We start from the raw sequence: 20,497 nt of genomic DNA, 5'->3' as shown, positions 1-20,497 counted from the left end.
GCCGCTATTCCGCCGCCCGCGCGCTGGCCGGGCGGCGCGCCAACATCTCGCGCAAGAATTTGCCGGTGTAGCTGCCCTTGGCCTTGGCGATCTGCTCCGGCGTTCCCTCGGCGACGATCTCGCCGCCGCCGTCGCCCCCTTCGGGGCCAAGGTCGATCACCCAATCGGCGGTTTTGACGACTTCGAGATTATGCTCGATGACGACAATGGTGTTGCCCTGATCGACCAGCTCCTGCAGCACCTGCAAGAGCTTGGCGACGTCATGGAAATGCAGTCCGGTCGTTGGCTCGTCGAGAATATAGAGCGTTCGCCCCGTTGAGCGTTTCGACAGCTCCTTGGCGAGCTTGACGCGCTGCGCCTCGCCGCCGGACAGAGTTGTGGCCTGCTGGCCGACCTTGATATAGCCGAGGCCGACGCGCGCCAGCGTCGCCATTTTCTCGCGGATCGAGGGCGCCGCCTTGAACAGATCGGCCGCTTCCTCGACGGTCATATCGAGCACGTCGGCGATCGATTTGTGGCGGTATTTCACCTCCAGCGTCTCGCGGTCGTAGCGCTTGCCCTTGCAGACGTCGCAGGTGACATAGACGTCGGGCAAAAAATGCATCTCGATCTTGATGACGCCGTCGCCCTGGCAGGCCTCGCAGCGCCCGCCCTTGACGTTGAAGGAGAAGCGCCCCGGCTGATAGCCGCGCGCCTTCGCCTCGGGCAGTCCCGCGAACCATTCGCGGATCGGCGTGAAGGCGCCGGTATAGGTCGCCGGGTTCGAGCGCGGCGTGCGGCCGATCGGCGACTGGTCGATGTCGATCACCTTGTCGAGATGCTCCAGCCCGTCGATGCGCTCATGCGGGGCGGGATGCTCGGCCGCGCCGTTGAGTTTTCGCGCAACGGCCTTGTAGAGCGTGTCGACGACGAGCGTCGATTTGCCGCCGCCCGAGACCCCGGTGATGCAGGTGAACAGGCCGAGCGGGATCGAGGTCGAAACGTTTTTCAAATTGTTGCCGCTCGCGTTGACGATGTCGAGCGTGCGGGCGCGATTGAATTTGCGGCGCGGGCGGTAGGGGGCGACCTCGCGCGCGCCGGTGAGATATTGTCCCGTCAGCGAATTTGGATCGGCCAGAATCTCGGCGGGCGTTCCCTGCGCGACGATCTCGCCGCCATGAACGCCGGCGCCGGGCCCCACGTCGACGACATGATCCGCCGTTAAAATCGCATCCTCGTCATGCTCGACGACGATGACGCTGTTGCCGAGGTCGCGCAGGCGCCGCAGCGTTTCAAGCAGCCGCGCATTGTCGCGCTGATGCAGGCCGATCGACGGTTCGTCCAGCACATAGAGCACGCCGGTCAGCCCCGAGCCGATCTGCGAGGCGAGGCGGATGCGCTGGCTCTCTCCGCCGGAGAGCGTGCCGGCGCCGCGCCCGAGCGTCAGATAGTCGAGCCCGACGTCGATCAGGAAGGAAAGCCGCTCGCGGATCTCCTTCAGGATGCGGGCGGCGATCTCGCGCCGTTTCGGGTCGAGCTTTTCCCCAAGCGTCTCGAACCATTGGCTGGCGGCGCGCACGGAAAAGGCGGTGACGTCGCCGATATGGAGGCCTTCGATCTTGACCGCGAGGGCTTCGGGACGCAACCGCGCGCCATGGCAGACGCTGCAGGGCGTGGCGGTCATATAGCGGCCGATCTCCTCGCGCGACCATTCGCTTTCGGTCTCGCGATAGCGCCGCTCGAGATTGCGGATGACGCCTTCGAACGGCTTGTTCGTCTCATGCGAGCGATAGCCGTCCTCATAGACGAAGCGCACCGGCTCCTTGCCCGAGCCGTAGAACAGCGTTTCCCGGATCTCTTGCGGCAGGGAATCGAAACGAGCGTCGAGGCGGAACTTGAAGTGCTTCGCCAGCGCCTCCAGCGTCTGCATGTAATAGGGCGAGCTCGAGCGCGCCCAGGGCGCGATGGCGCCCTTGCGCAGGGTGAGTTTCGGGTCGGGGACGATCAGCTCCGGATCGACCGTCTGCTCGAAGCCGAGGCCGCCGCAATGCGGACAGGCGCCGAACGGATTGTTGAAAGAGAACAGCCGCGGCTCGATCTCGGGGATGGTGAAGCCGGACACCGGGCAGGCGAATTTGGCCGAGAAGGTGACGCGCTTCGCCTCGCCCTTTTCGTCGCGCTCGTCGGCATATTCGGCGATGGCGATGCCGTCGGCGAGCTCCAGCGCCGTCTCGAAACTGTCGGCGAGGCGCGGCGTGATGTCGGGCCGCACGGCGATGCGGTCGACCACGACGTCGATGTCATGCTTGAATTTCTTGTCGAGCGTCGGCGCGTCGGCGATCTCGTAAAACTGCCCGTCGATCTTGAGGCGCTGAAAGCCGCGCTTCATGAATTCGGCGATTTCCTTGCGATATTCGCCTTTCCGCCCGCGCACCACCGGCGCCAGCAGATAAAGCCGCGTGCGCTCCGGCAAAGCGATGACGCGGTCGACCATCTGGCTGACCGTCTGGCTCTCGATCGGCAGGCCAGTCGCCGGCGAATAGGGAATGCCGACGCGCGCGAACAGGAGCCGCATATAGTCGTAGATCTCGGTGACGGTGCCGACGGTCGAGCGCGGATTCTTCGACGTCGTCTTCTGCTCGATCGAGATCGCCGGCGACAGCCCGTCGATCTGGTCGACGTCGGGCTTTTGCATCATCTCCAGAAACTGGCGCGCATAGGCCGACAGCGATTCGACATAGCGGCGCTGGCCTTCCGCATAGATGGTGTCGAAGGCGAGCGAGGATTTGCCCGAGCCCGAAAGGCCGGTGAAGACGACGAGCCGATCGCGCGGGATCGTCAGATCGACGTTTTTGAGATTGTGCTCGCGCGCGCCGCGCACGACGATCGACCGCCCGGCGGCCGCCGCGGGGGCGCTCGCCGGGGTTGCGGCTTGCGGCGGCGCAGCCGTCTTTTGCGCCGGCCTTTTGGGCTTCAGCGCCTTTTGTTCGAGCGATTCGGGCTCACGCGCCTGCGGCGCAGACTTGCGCGAGACCGACCCCGCCTTTTTGCCGGCGGACGGCTTCGATGACTTCATGGATTCCGGTCTGACTTTGAGCAAGCGCAAGCGCGGCCGAGAGGGCCGCCTCTCGCGCGGAAGCTTGCGCGGAAGGTCGCGCCCTCCTGCTAATTTAGCGGGCTTCGCGCATTTTGCCATTGCAATTTGGCCAAATCCTGAAAGCCTTGCAAAAGCGCGGCGCCCGCCGCGCCGCCAAAAGACTCAAGAAGAAGAAAAACGGGAGGACAGGATGGTCGCGGTATCGGCAGGCGCGGAGCCGAGCGCTCCGGCGAAACCGTTCTACAAGGTCCTCTATGTGCAGGTCCTGTTCGGCATCCTGGTCGGCGCCCTGTTTGGTTGGCTTTGGCCGGAATATGCGACCGCGCCCTGGGTGAAGGCGCTCGGCGACGGCTTCATCAAGCTGATCAAGATGCTGATCGCGCCGATCATTTTCTGCACCGTCGTCGCCGGCATCGCCCATGTCTCGGACGCCAAGAAGGTGGGCCGCGTCGCCGTCAAGGCGTTGATCTATTTCGAGATCGTCTCGACCTTCGCGCTCGGCTTCGGACTGCTCATGGGCAATGTCGTGCGGCCCGGGGCGGGATTTTCGGGCAGCCATGGCGACGCGGCCGCGGCGATCGCCTTCGAGAAGCAGGGGGAGGGACATTCGACGGTCGACTTCCTGCTCGGGATCATTCCCGACAGCGTCGTCGGCGCCTTCGCCAAGGGCGACGTGCTGCAGGTGCTGCTGTTCGCCATTCTGTTCGGCTTCGCGCTGATGGCCCTCGGCGACCGCGGCAAGGTCGTGCTGCATGTGATTGACGAGGCGGGGCACGCCATCTTCGGCGTCATCAATATTGTGATGAAGCTCGCGCCGCTCGGCGCCTTTGGCGCGATGGCCTTTACCGTCGGCAAATATGGGCCGCAATCGCTTGGAAACCTCGCCGGCCTGATCGCCACCTTCTACGCGACGTCAGCGCTGTTCATTTTCCTCATTCTTGGGACAATCGCCCGCATCGCCGGCTTCAACATCTTCAAATTCCTCAATTACATCAAATCCGAACTCCTCATCGTGCTCGGCACCAGCTCCTCGGAGAGCGCCTTGCCGGCCCTGATGGAAAAGCTCGAACGGCTCGGCTGCTCGCGGCCGGTCGTCGGCCTCGTCGTGCCGACCGGCTACTCCTTCAATCTCGACGGCACCAATATTTACATGACGCTGGCGACGCTGTTCATCGCCCAGGCGCTCAACGTCGATCTGACCTTCGGGCAGCAGATGACCATTCTCATCGTCGCCATGCTGACCTCGAAAGGGGCGAGCGGCGTCACCGGCGCGGGCTTCGTCACGCTGGCGGCGACCCTCGCCGTGGTCAATCCGGCGCTCGTGCCGGGCATGGCGATCGTGCTTGGAATCGACAAATTCATGAGCGAATGCCGCGCGCTGACCAATATCATCGGCAATGGCGTCGCGACCGTTGTGATCTCCTGGTCGGAAGGCGAGCTCGATCGCGAAAAACTCAACTTGGCGCTCGGCAAGAATATCGATGTGAGCGACATCAAGACAGGCGTCGCCACCCCTTGAGGCGCCGTGTTTCGACGCAATGGACTTGCGCCGCATCGGCGCGGATGTTAGAACATAAGTGGAACATCTGGGCGGTCGCCGACTTCGCGCCAAAGGCTGCGTCGCATTTTGCGTGGAAATCGTATTTTATGTGGACGGATGCGTGATCGAGGGCCGGTTGCGGGGCGTTTCCGCTAAGATCATGCGACAAGCGAAATCTTAAATCGAGCGGGAGGGGTCGAACGCGGCGCCCCGCTTTGCAGGAGCGTCAGCATGGCGGGCAGCGTCAACAAGGTCATTCTCATCGGCAATCTCGGCCGCGATCCCGAAACGCGGCGGATGAATTCCGGCGACGCCGTCGTGAGCTTCAGCCTCGCCACCACGGATTCCTGGCGCGATAAGGCGACGGGCGAGCGGAAAGACCGCACCGAATGGCATAACATCGTGATTTTCAATGAAAATCTCGGCAAGATCGCGGATCAATATTGCAAGAAAGGCTCGAAGGTTTACGTCGAGGGCCAGTTGCAGACGCGCGAATATACCGACAAGGACGGCAATCAGCGCAAGGTGACGGAAATTGTGCTGCAGCGTTTTCGCGGCGAGCTGACGCTGCTCGACAGCCGCGGCGGCCGCAGCGAGGCCGAGGGCGATCGCGGCTTTGAGGATTCCTCGTCGAGTTTCGGGCGCTCCTCGCCGATGGAGCGCGCCCCTGAACGCCGGCCGGCGGCAGCCGGGGCGAGCCGCGTCGCCGACATCATTGACGACGACATTCCGTTCTAGGCGGAGTTGACCGCAGGTTAATCTGCTGTTTTGATGACGTTTTCTTGAGCTTGCGCGGCGCGCTGGCGTTTTGTCGTCCGGTCGATTAGGTTCGGCCGGCGCAGGCCGCGCGGCGCTTCGCCCGCTGGCCCTGATCTGCTCCCTTAACTCGCTCATTTTCTGGATTGGCTGCTTTGGCCGACAACGACGACACAGGGCCGGGCGCGCCCGGCTCCGATATCCGCCCGGTTTCGATTTCCGACGAAATGCGGCGCAGCTACCTCGATTACGCGATGAGCGTCATCGTCAGCCGCGCGCTGCCCGACGTGCGCGACGGGCTGAAGCCGGTGCATCGGCGCATCCTGTTCTCGATGCACGAGCAAAACCACACGCCCGACCGGCCTTACGTCAAATGCGCGCGCATCGTCGGCGACGTGATGGGCAAATATCACCCGCACGGCGACAGCGCCATTTACGATGCGCTGGTGCGCATGGCGCAGGGTTTTTCGATGCGCCTGCCGCTGATCGACGGCCAGGGCAATTTCGGCTCGGTCGACGGCGATCCGCCGGCGGCGATGCGCTATACCGAATCGCGTCTCGCGCGTCCGGCCATGGCGCTGCTCGAGGATATCGACTCCGACACCGTCGATTTTCAGGACAATTACGACGGCAAGGAGCGCGAGCCGGTCGTTCTGCCGGCGCGCTTTCCCAATCTTCTCGTCAATGGCGCGGGCGGCATCGCCGTCGGCATGGCGACCAATATTCCGCCGCATAATCTTGGCGAGGTGATCGACGCGGTCATCGCCCTGATCGACAATCCGGAGCTCACCATCGAGGAGCTGATGGCCTATGTGCCCGGCCCCGACTTTCCGACGGGCGGCGCCATTCTCGGCCGCACCGGCATCCAGTCGGCCTATCTCACCGGACGCGGCTCGGTTCTGACGCGGGCCAAGGTCGAGGTCGAAACCTTGCGCAAGGAGCGCGAGGCGCTGATCGTCACCGAGATCCCTTATCAGATCAACAAATCGAGCCTCGTCGAGAAAATCGCCGATCTCGTGCGCGAAAAACGCGTCGAGGGGATCTCTGACCTTCGCGATGAATCCGATCGCGACGGCATGCGCATCGTGATCGAACTGAAGCGCGACGCCGTCGCCGAGGTCGTCCTCAACCAGCTCTGGCGCTATACGGCCCTGCAGTCGAGTTTCGCCTGCAATATGATCGCCTTGAACGGCGGCCGGCCGGAAATGCTGACGCTGAAGGATTTTCTGACGGCTTTCGTCGATTTCCGCGAGGAGGTCGTCACAAGGCGCACCAAATATCTGCTCGGCAAAGCGCGCGACGCCGCCCATCTTCAGGTCGGCCTCGCCATCGCCGTCGCCAATATCGACGAGGTGATCCGGCTGATCCGCAGCTCGGCCGACGCCGCCGCCGCGCGCGAAGCGCTGATGGCGCGCAGCTGGCCGGCGCATGACATGGCGCCGCTCGTTCTGCTGATCGCCGATCCGCGCCACATCCTGTCGGAGAACGGCGAATGCCGTCTCTCCGAGGCGCAGGCGCGGGCGATTCTCGAATTGCGGCTGCAAAGGCTAACTGCGCTCGGCCGCGAGGAAATCGCCGAAGCCCTGAACAAGCTCGCCGTCGAAATCGCCGACTATCTCGAAATCCTGCATTCGCGCGAGCGGCTTTTCTCCATCGTCAAGGAGGAGATGCTGGCGGTCAAGGCCGCCCATGCGACGCCGCGGCGAACCATCATCCTCGACAGCGCGACCGGCGTCGACGATGAGGATCTGATTCAGCGCGAGGACATGGTCGTCACCGTCTCGCACCATGGCTATGTCAAGCGCGTGCCGCTCGCGACCTACCGCGCGCAAAGGCGCGGCGGCAAGGGGCGATCGGCAATGCAGACCCGCGACGAGGATTTCGTCGCAAGGCTGTTCGTCGCCTCGACCCATGCGCCGGTGCTGTTCTTCTCCTCGGCGGGACAGGTCTATAAGGAGAAAGTCTGGCGGCTTCCGCTCGCCGCCCCGCAGGCGCGCGGCAAGGCGCTCGTCAACATGCTGCCGCTCGAACAGGGCGAGCGCATTACGACCATCATGCCGCTGCCGGAAGAGGAAGACGCCTGGGCGACGCTTGACGTGATGTTCGCGACGACGCGCGGCACCGTCCGGCGCAACAAGCTGTCCGATTTTGCGCAGGTCAATCGCGCCGGCAAGATCGCCATGCGGATCGACGAGGGCGAAGAGATCGTCGACGTCCAGATCTGCGGCGAGGACGCCGACGTCCTGCTGACCACCGCCAAAGGTCAGTGCATCCGCTTTCCCGTCACCGACGTCCGGGTGTTCAAGGGGCGCGATTCGATGGGCGTGCGCGGCATTTCGCTCAGTGAAGGAGACCGCGTCATTTCGCTGGCGATCTTGCGCCACACCGAGGCCGACAGCGGCGAGCGCATCGCCTATCTCAAAATGCGGCGCGCCGTCGCGGGCGAAGCCTCCGCCGAGGCGGGAGCCGAGAGCCCCGCCGACGCGCAAGGGGAGGACGGCGCCGAGGATGCGGGACCGCAGAGCCTCAGCCCCGACCGCTACGCCCGCATGTCGGCCGACGAACAGATCATCCTGACTCTGTCGAGCAATGGCTACGGCAAGCGCACGTCGTCTTATGAATATCGCATCACCGGACGTGGCGGCAAAGGCATCGTCGCCATGGTGGTCAATCCGCGCAACGGCCTTCTCGTCGCCTCGATGCCGGTCGAGGACGGCGACGAAATCATGCTGGTGACCAATGGCGGCCAACTGATCCGCTGCCCGGTCGAAGGCATTCGAGTCGCCGGCCGCGGAACGCAGGGCGTCATCGTGTTCAACACCGGCGCCGACGAGCAGGTCGTGTCGGTCGAGCGGATCACCGAGGAGGACGCGGCGCGGGGCGAGACGGAAGAAGGCGAGCCGTCTTCCGATCCCTCCACGGAGCCGGGAGAGGCCTAGCATCATGCCGAAAAGTTGCAGACTTTTCGGATGAACATGATGCGTTGAGACAAAAACATCATGCCGAAAAGTTGCAGACTTTTCGGATGAACATGACGCGTTGAAACAAAGACATCATGCCGAAAAGTTGCAGACTTTTCGGATGAACATGATGCGTTGAGACAAAAACATCATGCCGAGAAGTTGCAGACTTTTCGGATCGACATGATGCGTTGAACGACAGCGAGAGGCGGCGGTCAGTTTGGGCGGAGCAGAGCGACTCATGGCGATCAGAAGGCGCCGCGCGCGTCTGTCGCTGCCCAAAAGCCGCGACGAGATCCGCGATCCGCTGTTGTCGATCCTGACCCTTCTGCTGATTGCGCTGATTTTCATCGTGGTGCCGCTTCATGCGGCGGGCGCGATCTCGGCGGAGGGCTACGGATTCGTCGTCGTCCTGTTGCTGGCAAGCTGCGCGCTGACCCAATCACGGCGCTGGTCGGTGATCGTCGCGCTCCTCTTCGGCATTGGCGTCGCGGCCGCGGCGATCGTCCTCCGATCGAACTCGCCCTCTTTCGTCGATCTTTATCTCGACGCCGTCGCCACGCTAATCATTGACGCCGTGCTGATCGTCGTCGTCACGCAGGCGGTGTTTGCGCCGGGCAAGATCACCATTCACCGCATCAATGGCGCGGTGCTCTTGTATCTGACGATCGGCATGACCTTCGCCGGACTGTTTACGGTGGTCGCCCTTGCGTCGCCCGGCGCGATCTCAAACCTCGACGCAACCGAAATGCGCGGCCTTGCCAGCCGCGTGATCTATTTCAGCTTCACGACGCTGACATCGGTCGGCTATGGCGACATCGTCCCGGTGCATCCGGTTGCTCGCTCGCTCGCCAATCTTGAAGCGATTGTCGGCCAGCTATTTCCGGCGACGCTTCTCGCCCGCCTCGTCACGCTCGAACTGTCCGAACGCTCCAGCAGATCTTGAGCGCCGAGCCGCCGATCAGTTGCGCCGGCCCGTCCGGATCTGATAGCCGCCGTCCTGCGCTCTCGTAAAAATCTCGTCGACTTGCGGATGGCGCACCGGATCGCCCGACGTGTCGGGCAGCAGATTCTGCTCCGAGACATAGGCGATATATTCGGTCTCGGCATTCTCCGCAAAGAGGTGGTAGAAGGGCTGATCCTTGCGCGGGCGGACTTCTTCCGGAATGGATTGCCACCATTCGTCGGTATTGGAGAAGACCGGATCGACGTCATAGATCACGCCCCGGAAAGGATATTTCCGGTGCTTGACGACCTGTCCTATGCCGAATTTCGCAACAAGAGGCTTCATGAAATCACGTCCGCGGCAAAATCGACGCCGGTGCGGCCCATCGGGCGCCAGAGCGGATCATCCGGACCTCATTTCGGTACCCGGCGCCGCCGCTGATGTCAATTGGACCCGCGCCTACGGGACCGGTCGCTCATGAGCTTTCAAAACCTTCCGCCCGAATTGTTGACCAATGCGGAAATGGGCGAAGCCGATCGGCTCACCATCGCCTCCGGCACGCCGGGCTATCAACTGATGGAAAACGCCGGCGCCGCTGTCGCCGCCGAGGCCGCGCGGCTGTCGCCGAAGGGCGGCCGGATCGCCGTGTTGTGCGGCCCCGGCAACAATGGCGGCGACGGTTTCGTCGCGGCGCGGCTCCTCAAGGCGCGCGGCTTTTCCGTGACGCTCGGCTTGCTTGGGCCGCGCGAGGCGCTGCATGGCGACGCCGCGACCGCTGCGGCTGCGTGGGATGGCGACGTCTCGGCGCTTGAGGCGCTCGATCTCGAAAGCGCAGATGTTGCGATTGACGCGTTGTTTGGCGCCGGCATCGCGCGCGATCTCGACGGGGCGGCGCGCGACGCCGTGCTCCGCCTCAATGAGTGGTCGGCGCGGCGCAGGAAGCCGGCGCTCGCGGTCGACGTGCCCTCGGGCCTCGATGGAACCAGCGGTGAGATTCGCGGCGTCGCCGTGCGTGCGGCGCGCACCATCACCTTCTTCCGCCGCAAGCCCGGCCATCTACTTTTGCCCGGACGCATCTGCTGCGGCGAGACCGTCGTGGCCGATATCGGCATCAGGGCGGAGGCGCTCGCGGCGATCGCCCCGAAAACGGCGGCGAATGGACCGCAGCTCTGGGGCCGCCTGCTGCCGTTTCCGTCCATCGAGGGACATAAATATTCGCGCGGCCATGCGCTTGTCCTGTCCGGCTCGCTGGCGCACACCGGGGCGGCGCGGCTTGCGGCAAGGGGCGCGCTGCGCGCCGGGGCGGGGCTCGTCACGGTCGCGACCCCGCGCGACGCGCTGGCGGTCCACGCCGCGGCGCTGACCGCTATCATGACAACGCCCTGTGACGGGCCCGAGGAACTGGCGGCGATTCTCGCCGACAGGCGCAAGAACGCGCTCGTGCTCGGTCCTGGACTTGGCGTCGGCGCCGCGACGCGGGCCCTCGTGACGACCGCGCTCGCGGCCGCAACGGCCGATCCCTCGCCCCGCGCGATCGTGCTCGACGCCGACGCTCTGTCGAGCTTCAAGGGCGCGGCGGCCGAACTCGGGCAGGCGATCCGCGCCTCAGGCGCGCCGGTCGTTCTGACGCCCCATGACGGCGAATTCGCGCGGCTGTTTGACGGCGCCTCGCCCGACGACGCCGATCGCTATGCCGGGCCCCGCCTCCAGCCCGAGGCCGCGTGCGAGGCGCTCAAAAACCTGCGCTCCGGCTCGAAGCTCACGCGGGCGCGGGCTGCGGCGGTGCTGACCGGCGCCGTCGTGCTGCTGAAAGGCCCCGACACCGTCGTCGCCGATCCGGATGGGCGCGCGACGATCGACGATCTCTCGCCGCCCTGGCTCGCCACCGCCGGCTCGGGCGATGTTCTCGCCGGCATGATCGGCGGCCTGTGCGCGCAAGCTATGCCGCCCTTCGAGGCGGCCTCCGCCGCCGTCTGGCTGCATGGGGCGGCGGCGCGCCAATTCGGCGTCGGGCTGATCTCCGAGGATTTGCCCGAATCGCTGCCCGCCGTCCTGCGCGCTCTCTACGACAGTCTGGGTCTCGGCCCGCTCTAAAGACCGCCGCGCGCGATCAAGCACAATTGTCTCCACTTTGCCGGTTTTTGCGGAAAGGATTGCAAAAGCCCCGCGGCAGGGGACATTTGGAACCCCGATGCGCGCACCGAACGAGATCGATTTCTGGCGCGGCTTCGCTCTCGTCACGATTTTCATCAATCATATCCCAGGGCTTTATTTCGAGCGCTTCACCTTCCGCAATGTTTCGCTGTCCGACTCGGCCGAGCTGTTCGTGTTTCTGGCCGGCGTCGCGCTGCGCAAGCTCGTCGACGGACCGATCGCGGGGCTCAAGCCGGGCGCTGTGGTGTTCCGCCTCGAGGGCCGGGCGCTGAATGTCTATGTCGCGCAGACGGTGATCACCGAAGTCGCAATCGCCCTGTTGGCCGCCGCTTCGCTCCTGCTTGACGCGCCCTTCATGATCGATTGGCACAATGCGTCGGCTGTTTTCAATCAGCCGGTAGAGGCCCATATCGGACTGGTGCTGCTGACGCATCAGCTGGGCTATTTCAACATTCTGCCGCTCTATGTCGTGCTGATGTTCATCGCGCCGCTCATCGCCCTGACGCAACGCTACGCGCCGGCGGCGCTCGCGCCGGCATCCGTCGCAATCTATACATTCGCGCTGATCTCCGGGATTAATTTTCCAACCTGGCCGATCGAGGGCACCTGGTTTTTCAATCCGCTGAGCTGGCAGTTTATCTATTGCCTCGGCTTCATCCTCGGCGGCGCGGACGGGCTCGGCGGGTTTGCCCGGCGCCACAGGCAGAGCCTGCGCCGGCTCGCCATCCCGATCGTCGCGGCGGGCGCGGTTCTGGCGATGATGAATTTCTCGCCGAGCCCGATATCGGTGCCGCAGCCGAAGCTTCTCTTTATGTTCGACAAGACGTTTCTGTCGCCCGCCCGTCTTATTCACAGTCTAGCTTTGACTGCGCTTTTCGCGGGCGCCTATGCAACGATCGAGCGCTGGTCTCCAGCCGGGGGAAAATTTCTTTCTCTACTTGGGCGAAACTCGCTGAATGTATTCTGCGCCGCATCGCTGCTCAGCCTCATTTGCCAGATAGTTCGCTTTGTCTATGGCGGACATGTTGCAACCGATGCGCTGATCGTTATCCTCGGACTGACAGTCATGGGACTTGTCGCATGGGCTTCGGAATGGCGCGCAAGACTACCGGCGGATCGGCCCGCGCGGGCGCGCTAGCGGCGCTGGTCTGCTTCGCGCCGCTCGCGCAGGCGCAGGATGCGCCGTCTTCCGTCGCGCCGGTCGCGCACTCTGGTGCGGCCGCTCCTCCTGCGATGGTCGCGCCGCCGCTCAGCGCGTCCTGCGACGTCCCGGCGTCCGATCTCGCCGGTCCGATCGCCCTGCCGAATTTTACCGCGGCGCTGCAAAAGCGCGAAACGGTCACGATCCTCGCGATCGGCTCGTCCTCGACCGCCGGGACGGGCTCCTCCAACGCGGCCAAGACCTATCCCTCGCAGCTCGAAGCCATCCTTGAAAATACGTTCAAGGGCGAGGACGTCATCATCATCAATCGCGGCCTGCCGGGGGAGGTGGCGGAGAGCACGGCCGAACGCATCAAGAGCGAGGTCGCGCTGAAAAAACCCGATCTCGTCTTGTGGCAGACAGGCACCAATGACGCGCTGGCGCGAGTCCCCGCCAGCGATTTCGCGGCGACGGTTCGCTCGACCGTTCAATGGCTCAAGGACAACCAGACCGACGTCGTCCTGGTCGGGCTGCAATATGCGCCGCGGCTGGTCCGCGACAGCAATTATGCCGAGATCCGCGACGCCCTAAAGCGCGTCGCGGCGGAAGAGAACGTCCTCTATGTCAGCCGCTACGACGCCATGCGCTTCATCGCGCAGACGCGCGCCAATCTTCATCTGATGGCGCAGGACGGATTTCATCTGAATGATCTTGGCTACCAATGCATGGCGGAGCATGTCGCCCATGCGCTGATCGTCAGCCTGTTCATGAAAAAGGTGCGTCCCACCGAGAATTGAAAATCCCGCCGGTCCTGCCGTCGCGCCCGTCACGGCGCAAGCCGCCGTTCGCCGAGCGCGCGAGCCAGGGCCGCAAAACCCTCGATATCGATCTCCTCGGCGCGCGCGGTCGGATCGACGCCGGCGGCGGCAAGGATCGCGGCGGCGTCGTCCGCCCCGAGCGATTTCAGCGATTGCCGCAGCATCTTGCGCCGCTGCCCGAAAGCCGCCTGCGTCACTAGCGACAGCAGCCGCGCTTCGCAGGCTAGGGGAGCCGCGCGCGGGCGAAGCTCGACCACGCTCGACGTCACCTTCGGCGGGGGCGTGAAGGCGGATGGCGACACATCGAACAGGATGCGGGTTTCGCAGCGCCAGTTGCACAATACGGCGAGACGGCCATAGGCGGCGCGCTGCGCCGGCGTCGCGACGATCCGCTCGGCGACCTCGCGCTGAAACATCAAGATGAGGCGGTCGAACCAGGGCGGCCATGGCTCGCTTTCGATCCAGCGCGTCAGCAGCGCGGTCGCGACATTGTAAGGAAGATTGGCGCAGATGCGGGCGGGACGGGCGTCCCCCGCCAGAGCCGCGACATCGGCGCCGAGCGCATCGCCGGCGATAATCTCGAGACGGCCGGGATAATGATCCGCGATCTGCCGCAGCGCCGGCAGGCAGCGCTCGTCGCGCTCGATGGCGATCACTTTGCGCGCGCCCTCCGTGAGCAGCGCGCGGGTTAATCCCCCGGGACCCGGGCCGACTTCAAGAATCAGCGCGGCGTCCTGCGGTCCCGCGGCGCGGGCGATGCGGCCAGTCAGATTGAGGTCGAACAGAAAATTCTGCCCGAGCGATTTTTTTGCGTCGAGGCCGAACGCCGCGACGATCTCACGCAAAGGGGGCAGATCGTCGGTCTCGCCGGACATCAGCTTGAAAGAGCCCGGCGCGCGAGCCGGCCGGCAAGTTTCAGCGCGGCGATGAGGCTCGAGGGATCGGCGACGCCCTGACCGGCGATGCCGAAGGCCGTGCCATGATCTGGGGAGGTCCGGATGAAAGACAGGCCGAGCGTCACATTCACGCCATGGTCGAAAGCGAGCGTCTTGATCGGAATCAGCGCCTGATCGTGATACATGGCGATCGCGACGTCATAGCTCTCGCGCGCCTTGGCGTGAAACATGGTGTCTGCAGGATGCGGGCCGCTGACGCAGACGCCCGCCTCGCGCAGGGCTGTAAGCGCCGGGGCGATGATGTCGATCTCCTCGCGTCCCATGGCCCCGCCCTCGCCGGCGTGGGGATTGAGCCCGGTAAAGGCAAGCCGCGGCCGCGCGACGCCGAACCTCTGCTGAAAGTCATCCGATACGATTTGGCCGGTCCGGATCAGCAACTCCGTCGAGAGGCGCCCCGGAACGTCCTTCAAGGCGATATGGATCGTCGCCGGGACGACGGCGAGTTCAGGCGACCACAGCAGCATCACGGGAAGAACCTTGCGTCCCGTGAGGCGCTCGGCCAGAACCCCGAGAAATTCCGTATGCCCCGGATGCGCGAAGCCGGCGCGATAAAGAATCTCCTTGGCGATCGGATTGGTGACGACCGCCGCCGCCTCGCCGCGCGCGACAAGGTCGACGCAGGTCTCGATCGAGGCGATCGTCGCCGCCGCATCGTCCGGATGCGGCTTTCCGGGAGCGCCTTTGACGCCGCCTTTCGAATCGAGCACGGGCAGCGAGCGGGAGAACGCTTCGAGCGCCTCCGCGGCGGAGGCGACCCGCGCGATAGGCGCCTCAATGCCAAGGCTGCGCGCGAGGGCGCCGAGATGGTCCGCCTCGGCGGCGATCACAAATGCCGGCGCCTCGGGATCCTCGCGCGTCAGCCGCCAGGCCTTCAGCGCGAGTTCGGGGCCTATCCCTGAGGGATCGCCGCGGGTCAGCGCGATCAAAGGTTTTGCCGGTCGAGGCGCATCTATCATGTGACGGGCGCCCTTTGACCTGATTTGCGCTGTCCTCGAGCGCGCCAGATCCCGGGCGACCGCAGGCGCGCCTTCCCCGACTTCAGGGCGTGGATTTCACAATGACGGCTCGATCGCGCAATTCCTTGAGACGGCGCTCCCCGTCCTCCTGAATATGCGCGGCGAGCAGTTTTTGCGCGATCGTCTGACGGATTGCCGTATCGTCCTTGGCCGGGCCGCGCGCGCAGACGGCCACCATCTCAAGACCGGATGTCGAGCGTTGCGGCGGCGTTAAACGTCCGATCGCCGTCTTGTCGAGCAATTGCCGGAGCTGTTCGCCAAGCTCATGCGAGCTGCGCGTCAACTGGTCGCGCACGGTGACGTCGTTCAGCGTGCGCGCCATCTCCGCGCCGCTCTTGCAATCGGTGAAACGGCTGCGCAGCTGCTCGGCCTCCTTGGATCGGGCGGCGAGGATCGCGGGCGTCGTTCCAATCGGCAGCGTAAAGATGATTTGCTGCACGGTATAGGAGGTGCCGGCGGCGGCCTTGCCGCCCTGCTTTTCAAGCTCGGCGCGCACCTGCGTCTCGCTCGCCTCGACGCCCTTGTTCAGCGCCTGCACCAGAACGGTGAAGGCAAGATTGGCGCGAAAATAGGATTTGAACTGGTCCTCGGAGACGCCGGCGGCCTGGAGCGCGGAGAGCAGCGCCTGCGGCTGCAAATTCATTTCCGTCGCCGTCTTGACGATCTGCTGCGAAATATCGGCGTCGCGCGGATTGACGCCATATTTCTCGGCCTCATGAATTTGCAGGCGGTCCCTGAACAGACTCTCGATCGCCGCCTCGCGGGTCGCCGGCTTGCGCAGCACGCGCAGCAGCTTCATGCGCTGGTCGATGTCGATATTCGTGATCGGATCGCCGTTGATGCTGGCGACGATGGCCTGGGCATGGACGGGACAAGCGGCGGCGAAGGGCGCCGCGGCGACAACCGCGGCAAAGAGGCGCGCTTTCAGAAGAACGCCCGCATAAGCGCCGGCCTTACGCACTTCGGTCATTCTCCGCAGTTCTCCCTGTTTTGTTCGATCGCGGCTTTTCGGACCGCTTAAGATTCTGCGGCCGATCAGGCGACCGCGCCGCATCGTTGCGTTGAAACATGTTGGGTTGGGAAAAGGCAGTCAATTCTGGACCGGTCAATAATTCAGGCCGTCGAGGTTGCTCGTATTGCTGAAAGTCTGGCTGAGCTTGATCTGGCCCAGCGTGCGCAGCTCCAGCTGAACCAGCACGGTCTGATTGCGCGTCAGGCCGCCATTGCCATTATCCTGATAGACGGAGGAAAAATTGACCGAGAGGGTGGTGCAATCGTCCTGATAGCCGGCGCCGAGGCCGAAGGCGGCGATGGCGAAGGGGCCGGGATTTGTGAAGCCGACGAGCGAGGCGGGATAGAACTGGCGGCTCATGTCGAAGGTGATGTTGCCTTGAGCCCAATAATTGTCGCTGACCTTATAGCGGCTGTTGAAGGCGAGGCCCTGGCGGCGGACATAATAGCCGATCTCAGGCTGCGCCTGGTAATTCGCGTATTGAATTCCGCCCGTCCAGGCGCCGAGGTTATAAGTTCCGACGACGTCGATGCGTCTTGGCGCAAAACCGTTGACGTCGAAGCGGCCCTTCGTCGTCAGCGCGAAGGCCGAACTTGGCGCAACCGTGACGGCGCCGACATAGTCCGACAGGCGCGTGTCGAGGCCGGAGCTGAGGCCGACATTGGCGGCGTCGGGGGTCGCATAGGCGTTGGTGCCGGCGAGCTGATAGGACTGGCCGCCAATGACATTGATGTAGCCGCCCTCCTGGAAATTCAGCGTCGCCTGTCCGCCGTAATTGGCTCTCGTGCCGGTTTCGAAGCGGTCGTAGCCTGAATATTTGTCCCATTGGAACAGCGAGGCCTCGTCGAAAACGAGGCTCTGCGCGTCGAGGTTGGCCTGCCCATAAGAGCCGATCTGATTATTCGGCCGCGCGATGATCTGGCCGATCGGCGTCACGCTCACCGAGCCGAAGCTCGTTTTTGCGAAGAAGGGATAGCGATACTCGAAGCCGACGCCGGGGTTCAGGGCGCCGAAGGCGGCGTCTTGCGTGTTCTGCAGGAAGGGCAGCTGCGCTGAATTGTATATCGCCGAAGATCCTGCCGAAGAGGCGAAGCCGAACGAGCCGGTCGTGGTCAGGTCGAGAATTTCGCCATTGACTCGCGTGAAGGCGAAGGGCGTCCAGACTTCGCCGACCGGGTCGATGTATTGGCGTTTCCATGACACGTCGAGGGACGCGCGCGTGTAGATCCCGGCGATGCCGCGCAGAAGGCATGTGCCGGCGACGCGACCGGGAACGTAATTGGTGCAGGCCGGATAGAGCGAGAAGGCGTTGTCGAGCACCTGCGTGCCGACCGACTGGAAGCTCGCGGTCGCAGCGGAAAGGCTCGCCAGATTGAAATCCGCTTCGATCTGTCCGCCAATTCCATAGGAACTGGCGGGGTCGACGTCGAAGGTCCTGTTGTAGTCGAAGACGGGGTAGGCGGCGGTCTGCTGCGGCTGGATGTCATGCGAGGAGAGGCCCTCGAAACGATATCCGCGCAGGTCGAAATAGCCGCGGTCCTGGCCGATCAGATAGGCCGTCGTCGTCGTCTCGTTGATGTAATTCGACGAGAGCGTCTGGCTCGGGATGTTGTAATCGTTGAGGAACCATTTGTCCGACAGCACGATGAACTGCCAGCCGAACTTCCAATGGTCGGCGATCTGCACCTCGCCCTTGCTTTCGAGCGAGCCGCGCATCCTGATATCGGCCGCGCCCCAGGGCGACACGGGGAAGGCGGATTTTTCCAGCTGGTCGATTCCATTGGCGCGAATGTAATATTCGCCGTGCTCAAGCCGCTGGCGCCATTCGCCGCTCGCCAGGAAGCCCTGTTTTGACAGATATGTCGGCGTGAAGGTGATGTCGTAATCCGGCGCGAGCGCCCAGAAAATCGGCACGCCGAAGCCATAGCCCAGCGCCGATTTCGTCACGAGACTCGGCATCAGCACGCCGGATTTGCGCGTGACCGAGGGATCGGGCGAGGAGAAATACGGCATGTAGACGACCGGCATGCCGAACAGCTCGACGGTCGCATTCTCGTAATAGAGCATCTGCTCGTCGTTTTTGTGGATGATGCGCTTGGCGCGCACCCGCCACAGCGGCGGACGGTCATAATTCGATCCGCAGGCGGCGCAGGCCGTATAGGTGCCCTTGGTGAAGACCGTGGTGTCTTCATTGATGCGTTCGGCGAAGGGGGCGCTGAAATAGGTCTTGTCGGTCGTCTCGATGCGCAGGCTGTGGATGAAGCCGTCGCGGAAGTCATCGGTCAGATCGAAATAATCGCCGTAAAGGATCGTCCCGTCGGCTTCGGTGCGTTTGGCATGCCCCTCCGCGACGACGCGCCCGCTGTTGCGGTCAAGTGTGACGCGATCGGCCTCGAGCAGACGGCCTTTGTAATAGACGCGCGCCGAGCCCACGGCGGAGACTGTGTTCTTGACTTCGTCCTGACGCAGCTCGTCCGCCTCGACCACCATCTTGTTCGGATCGGCCGGGGCCGCAGGCGCAGCCTTTGCCGCGGGATTGGCGGGGGATGTCTTGGCTGGGGGCGCCGCCGATTGTGCGGCCGCGGCGGTCGGCATGGAAAGGGCGAGGCCCGCGACGCCAAGCCCGGCGAGGCAGAGCGCCGCCAGCCGGAGCGCGGCGCGGGCAAGAGCGCGAGCGCCAACGGCCTCTGCGGCGGCTTTCGGAGCGCCGCCAAGGCCGGTTGGAAGAGCCGCGACACTGTTGGGGCAAAAACGCCGCCCCATCACCCATCCTCCTGATTCAACAAGGCGAGCGCGCCAAGCATGCTCGCGATAACGGCAGGCGACCAGGCGGCCACGGGGGCGCTGACAAGGCCCGCGCCGCCGAGGTCGCCGACCAGCTTGGTCGCCACATAAAGCACGAAGCCAGCCGCCACGCCACCGCCAACCATTTTCTCGATTCCACCAAATCGGAAAAACCTTAAGGAAAAGGCCGCAGCGATCAGAACCATCGCGACGAACAGCAGCGGTCGCGCCAAAAGCGATTGAAATTGCAGCTTATACGCCGTGGAGTCGAGTCCCGCCCTGTCGGTTTGACGCCGCGCGGCGTCAAGGTCCCAAAATGCGACAGATTGCGGCGAGATCGGTCCCCGCGCCACCTGGGCCGGGGTCAGGTTCGAGGCGAGCAGATAAACGCTGGTCTCGATCGTCTCTTCGCCCGGCATGAGGATGCGCGCCTGCTCGAAGCGCCACACCCCGTCGCTCAATTGCGCGTGTTCCGCCTCGACCTCAGCCTCAAACTTATCGTGATCGTCATAGATATAGACGGTCGGCTTTGTCAGGCGCGAACCGTCGCGCGACATAGTTCTCGCCTTGATAATAGCGTCGCCATCGACGCTTTTCTGCCGGATCCAGATATCGGCGTCGGCGTTCTGCTGCGTCAGGCGGCCGAAGATCTCCACCTCGATCTTGTCGGCGCGCTGCTTCATGGCGGCAGAGACGGGGTTGAAGAGCATGACGGAGCCGATCCCGATGACGATCGCGATCGCGATCGGCGGGACGAGAAAGCCCCAGACCGAGACGCCGACGGCGCGGGCGATCAGGAGCTCCAGCTTGCGGGTAAGGTCAAGAAAGGCGGCCATGGAGCCGCAGAGAACGCAAAAAGGCATCAATTGCTCAGAAGCGGACGGCGCTCTCAGCATCGCCAGCAGGGCGACCGACCGCGGCGAGGCGTCGGGGAGGTCGGTGGTGCGGCGCAGCATCTCGACGAAATCGACGACGAACACCATGCCGCAGATCGTCACGAAGACCGCGAGGATCAGCGTCAGGAAGCGCGCCGAAAAATAGCGGCCGAGGGTCCAGCCGATCATCGACGCGACGGCCCCGCGGCGAGACGACGCGCCGGCGCCTGCCGCCTGAAAACGGCGCGGCCAGAAGCGTTTGCGGAAACGGTCATGCTCGACATCATGAAACTCAAATCCCGTACGCCCCGCACGCTCTAGCTACACCGCCCATAGCCTGGCCGCTAGGGCCCGCTCCGGCGCAGCGCAGGATTTCGCGCCCGCGTGGCCTTCCCATCACAGAATGCCGGCGTCTCGCGAGGGGGCGGCGCCCGACTCCAACAACCTGATCCTCGCGGCATTT

At 64.2% G+C, this 20,497-nt stretch carries 14 protein-coding genes; 7 read left to right on the top strand and 7 right to left on the bottom strand.

What is annotated here, in order from left to right; genetic code table 11:
• Positions 1-4 precede the first annotated feature (4 nt).
• Positions 5-3,055: an excinuclease ABC subunit UvrA gene (gene uvrA, locus MSIL_RS11410; protein WP_012591238.1), complete on the bottom strand. Its 3,051-nt coding sequence runs from the start codon at positions 3,053-3,055 to the stop codon at positions 5-7.
• A 211-nt stretch (positions 3,056-3,266) separates the two neighbouring features.
• On the opposite strand from uvrA, the gene MSIL_RS11405 reads away from it, so the two are divergent.
• The 4 genes from MSIL_RS11405 (at position 3,267) to MSIL_RS11390 (ending at position 9,278) form a co-directional block, all read left to right on the top strand.
• Positions 3,267-4,595, top strand: coding sequence for a dicarboxylate/amino acid:cation symporter (locus tag MSIL_RS11405; protein ID WP_012591237.1), 1,329 nt, complete (start codon positions 3,267-3,269; stop codon positions 4,593-4,595).
• Positions 4,596-4,847: 252 nt separating this feature from the next.
• Positions 4,848-5,354: a single-stranded DNA-binding protein gene (ssb, locus tag MSIL_RS11400; protein WP_012591236.1), complete on the top strand. Its 507-nt coding sequence runs from the start codon at positions 4,848-4,850 to the stop codon at positions 5,352-5,354.
• Between the two features lie 173 nt (positions 5,355-5,527).
• A complete protein-coding gene (gene gyrA, locus MSIL_RS11395; protein ID WP_012591235.1) occupies positions 5,528-8,311 on the top strand; it encodes a DNA gyrase subunit A in 2,784 nt (927 codons plus the stop codon).
• Between the two features lie 262 nt (positions 8,312-8,573).
• Positions 8,574-9,278, top strand: coding sequence for a potassium channel family protein (locus tag MSIL_RS11390; protein WP_012591234.1), 705 nt, complete (start codon positions 8,574-8,576; stop codon positions 9,276-9,278).
• Between the two features lie 15 nt (positions 9,279-9,293).
• Here MSIL_RS11390 and hspQ read toward each other — a convergent pair whose 3' ends face one another.
• Positions 9,294-9,623 (bottom strand): heat shock protein HspQ, encoded by a 330-nt coding sequence (gene hspQ, locus MSIL_RS11385; protein ID WP_012591233.1) that lies wholly within the window; start codon positions 9,621-9,623, stop codon positions 9,294-9,296.
• A gap of 132 nt (positions 9,624-9,755) precedes the next feature.
• Between hspQ and MSIL_RS11380 the strand changes: the two genes are divergently transcribed.
• From MSIL_RS11380 to MSIL_RS11370, 3 genes are all read left to right on the top strand, one after another.
• Positions 9,756-11,372: a bifunctional ADP-dependent NAD(P)H-hydrate dehydratase/NAD(P)H-hydrate epimerase gene (locus MSIL_RS11380; protein WP_012591232.1), complete on the top strand. Its 1,617-nt coding sequence runs from the start codon at positions 9,756-9,758 to the stop codon at positions 11,370-11,372.
• A gap of 97 nt (positions 11,373-11,469) precedes the next feature.
• The gene (locus tag MSIL_RS11375) at positions 11,470-12,570 is read left to right on the top strand and encodes an OpgC family protein (protein ID WP_012591231.1); all 1,101 of its coding nucleotides are present in this window, start codon (positions 11,470-11,472) and stop codon (positions 12,568-12,570) included.
• Positions 12,525-13,370 carry an SGNH/GDSL hydrolase family protein gene (locus tag MSIL_RS11370; protein WP_244406116.1) on the top strand — a complete coding sequence of 282 codons (846 nt, stop codon included), beginning with the start codon at positions 12,525-12,527 and terminating at the stop codon, positions 13,368-13,370. The genes MSIL_RS11375 and MSIL_RS11370 overlap by 46 nt, the downstream gene beginning before the upstream one ends.
• A gap of 29 nt (positions 13,371-13,399) precedes the next feature.
• Here the strand turns inward: MSIL_RS11370 and rsmA are convergent, their stop codons facing one another.
• From rsmA to lptG, 5 genes are all read right to left on the bottom strand, one after another.
• A complete protein-coding gene (gene rsmA / locus MSIL_RS11365; protein ID WP_012591229.1) occupies positions 13,400-14,266 on the bottom strand; it encodes a 16S rRNA (adenine(1518)-N(6)/adenine(1519)-N(6))-dimethyltransferase RsmA in 867 nt (288 codons plus the stop codon).
• Complete coding sequence (gene pdxA / locus MSIL_RS11360) at positions 14,266-15,303, bottom strand: 4-hydroxythreonine-4-phosphate dehydrogenase PdxA (RefSeq protein ID WP_012591228.1); 1,038 nt, start codon at positions 15,301-15,303, stop codon at positions 14,266-14,268. Before pdxA ends, rsmA begins: the two co-directional genes overlap by 1 nt.
• 82 nt (positions 15,304-15,385) lie before the next feature.
• Complete coding sequence (locus tag MSIL_RS11355; protein ID WP_012591227.1) at positions 15,386-16,333, bottom strand: SurA N-terminal domain-containing protein; 948 nt, start codon at positions 16,331-16,333, stop codon at positions 15,386-15,388.
• 135 nt (positions 16,334-16,468) lie between these two features.
• Positions 16,469-19,138, bottom strand: coding sequence for an LPS-assembly protein LptD (locus MSIL_RS11350; RefSeq protein WP_012591226.1), 2,670 nt, complete (start codon positions 19,136-19,138; stop codon positions 16,469-16,471).
• Positions 19,138-20,223, bottom strand: a complete 1,086-nt coding sequence (lptG, locus tag MSIL_RS11345) for an LPS export ABC transporter permease LptG (RefSeq protein WP_012591225.1) — start codon at positions 20,221-20,223, stop codon at positions 19,138-19,140. Before lptG ends, MSIL_RS11350 begins: the two co-directional genes overlap by 1 nt.
• Positions 20,224-20,497 lie beyond the last annotated feature (274 nt).

It is taken from the genome of Methylocella silvestris BL2 (assembly GCF_000021745.1).
GTDB lineage: Bacteria > Pseudomonadota > Alphaproteobacteria > Rhizobiales > Beijerinckiaceae > Methylocapsa > Methylocapsa silvestris.
This window is presented reverse-complemented; position numbering and strand designations above follow the sequence as displayed.

Bases quoted from the DNA above. Each gene is read 5' to 3' on its own strand.
- MSIL_RS11390 (WP_012591234.1), top strand. From the start codon at position 8,574: ATGGCGATCAGAAGGCGCCGCGCGCGTCTGTCGCTGCCCAAAAGCCGC.
- MSIL_RS11355 (WP_012591227.1), bottom strand. From the start codon at position 16,333: ATGACCGAAGTGCGTAAGGCCGGCGCTTATGCGGGCGTTCTTCTGAAA.
- MSIL_RS11380 (WP_012591232.1), top strand. From the start codon at position 9,756: ATGAGCTTTCAAAACCTTCCGCCCGAATTGTTGACCAATGCGGAAATG.
- hspQ (WP_012591233.1), bottom strand. From the start codon at position 9,623: ATGAAGCCTCTTGTTGCGAAATTCGGCATAGGACAGGTCGTCAAGCAC.
- lptG (WP_012591225.1), bottom strand. From the start codon at position 20,223: ATGATCGGCTGGACCCTCGGCCGCTATTTTTCGGCGCGCTTCCTGACG.
- MSIL_RS11350 (WP_012591226.1), bottom strand. From the start codon at position 19,138: ATGGGGCGGCGTTTTTGCCCCAACAGTGTCGCGGCTCTTCCAACCGGC.
- uvrA (WP_012591238.1), bottom strand. From the start codon at position 3,055: ATGAAGTCATCGAAGCCGTCCGCCGGCAAAAAGGCGGGGTCGGTCTCG.
- pdxA (WP_012591228.1), bottom strand. From the start codon at position 15,303: ATGATAGATGCGCCTCGACCGGCAAAACCTTTGATCGCGCTGACCCGC.
- ssb (WP_012591236.1), top strand. From the start codon at position 4,848: ATGGCGGGCAGCGTCAACAAGGTCATTCTCATCGGCAATCTCGGCCGC.
- rsmA (WP_012591229.1), bottom strand. From the start codon at position 14,266: ATGTCCGGCGAGACCGACGATCTGCCCCCTTTGCGTGAGATCGTCGCG.
- MSIL_RS11375 (WP_012591231.1), top strand. From the start codon at position 11,470: ATGCGCGCACCGAACGAGATCGATTTCTGGCGCGGCTTCGCTCTCGTC.
- MSIL_RS11370 (WP_244406116.1), top strand. From the start codon at position 12,525: ATGGCGCGCAAGACTACCGGCGGATCGGCCCGCGCGGGCGCGCTAGCG.
- MSIL_RS11405 (WP_012591237.1), top strand. From the start codon at position 3,267: ATGGTCGCGGTATCGGCAGGCGCGGAGCCGAGCGCTCCGGCGAAACCG.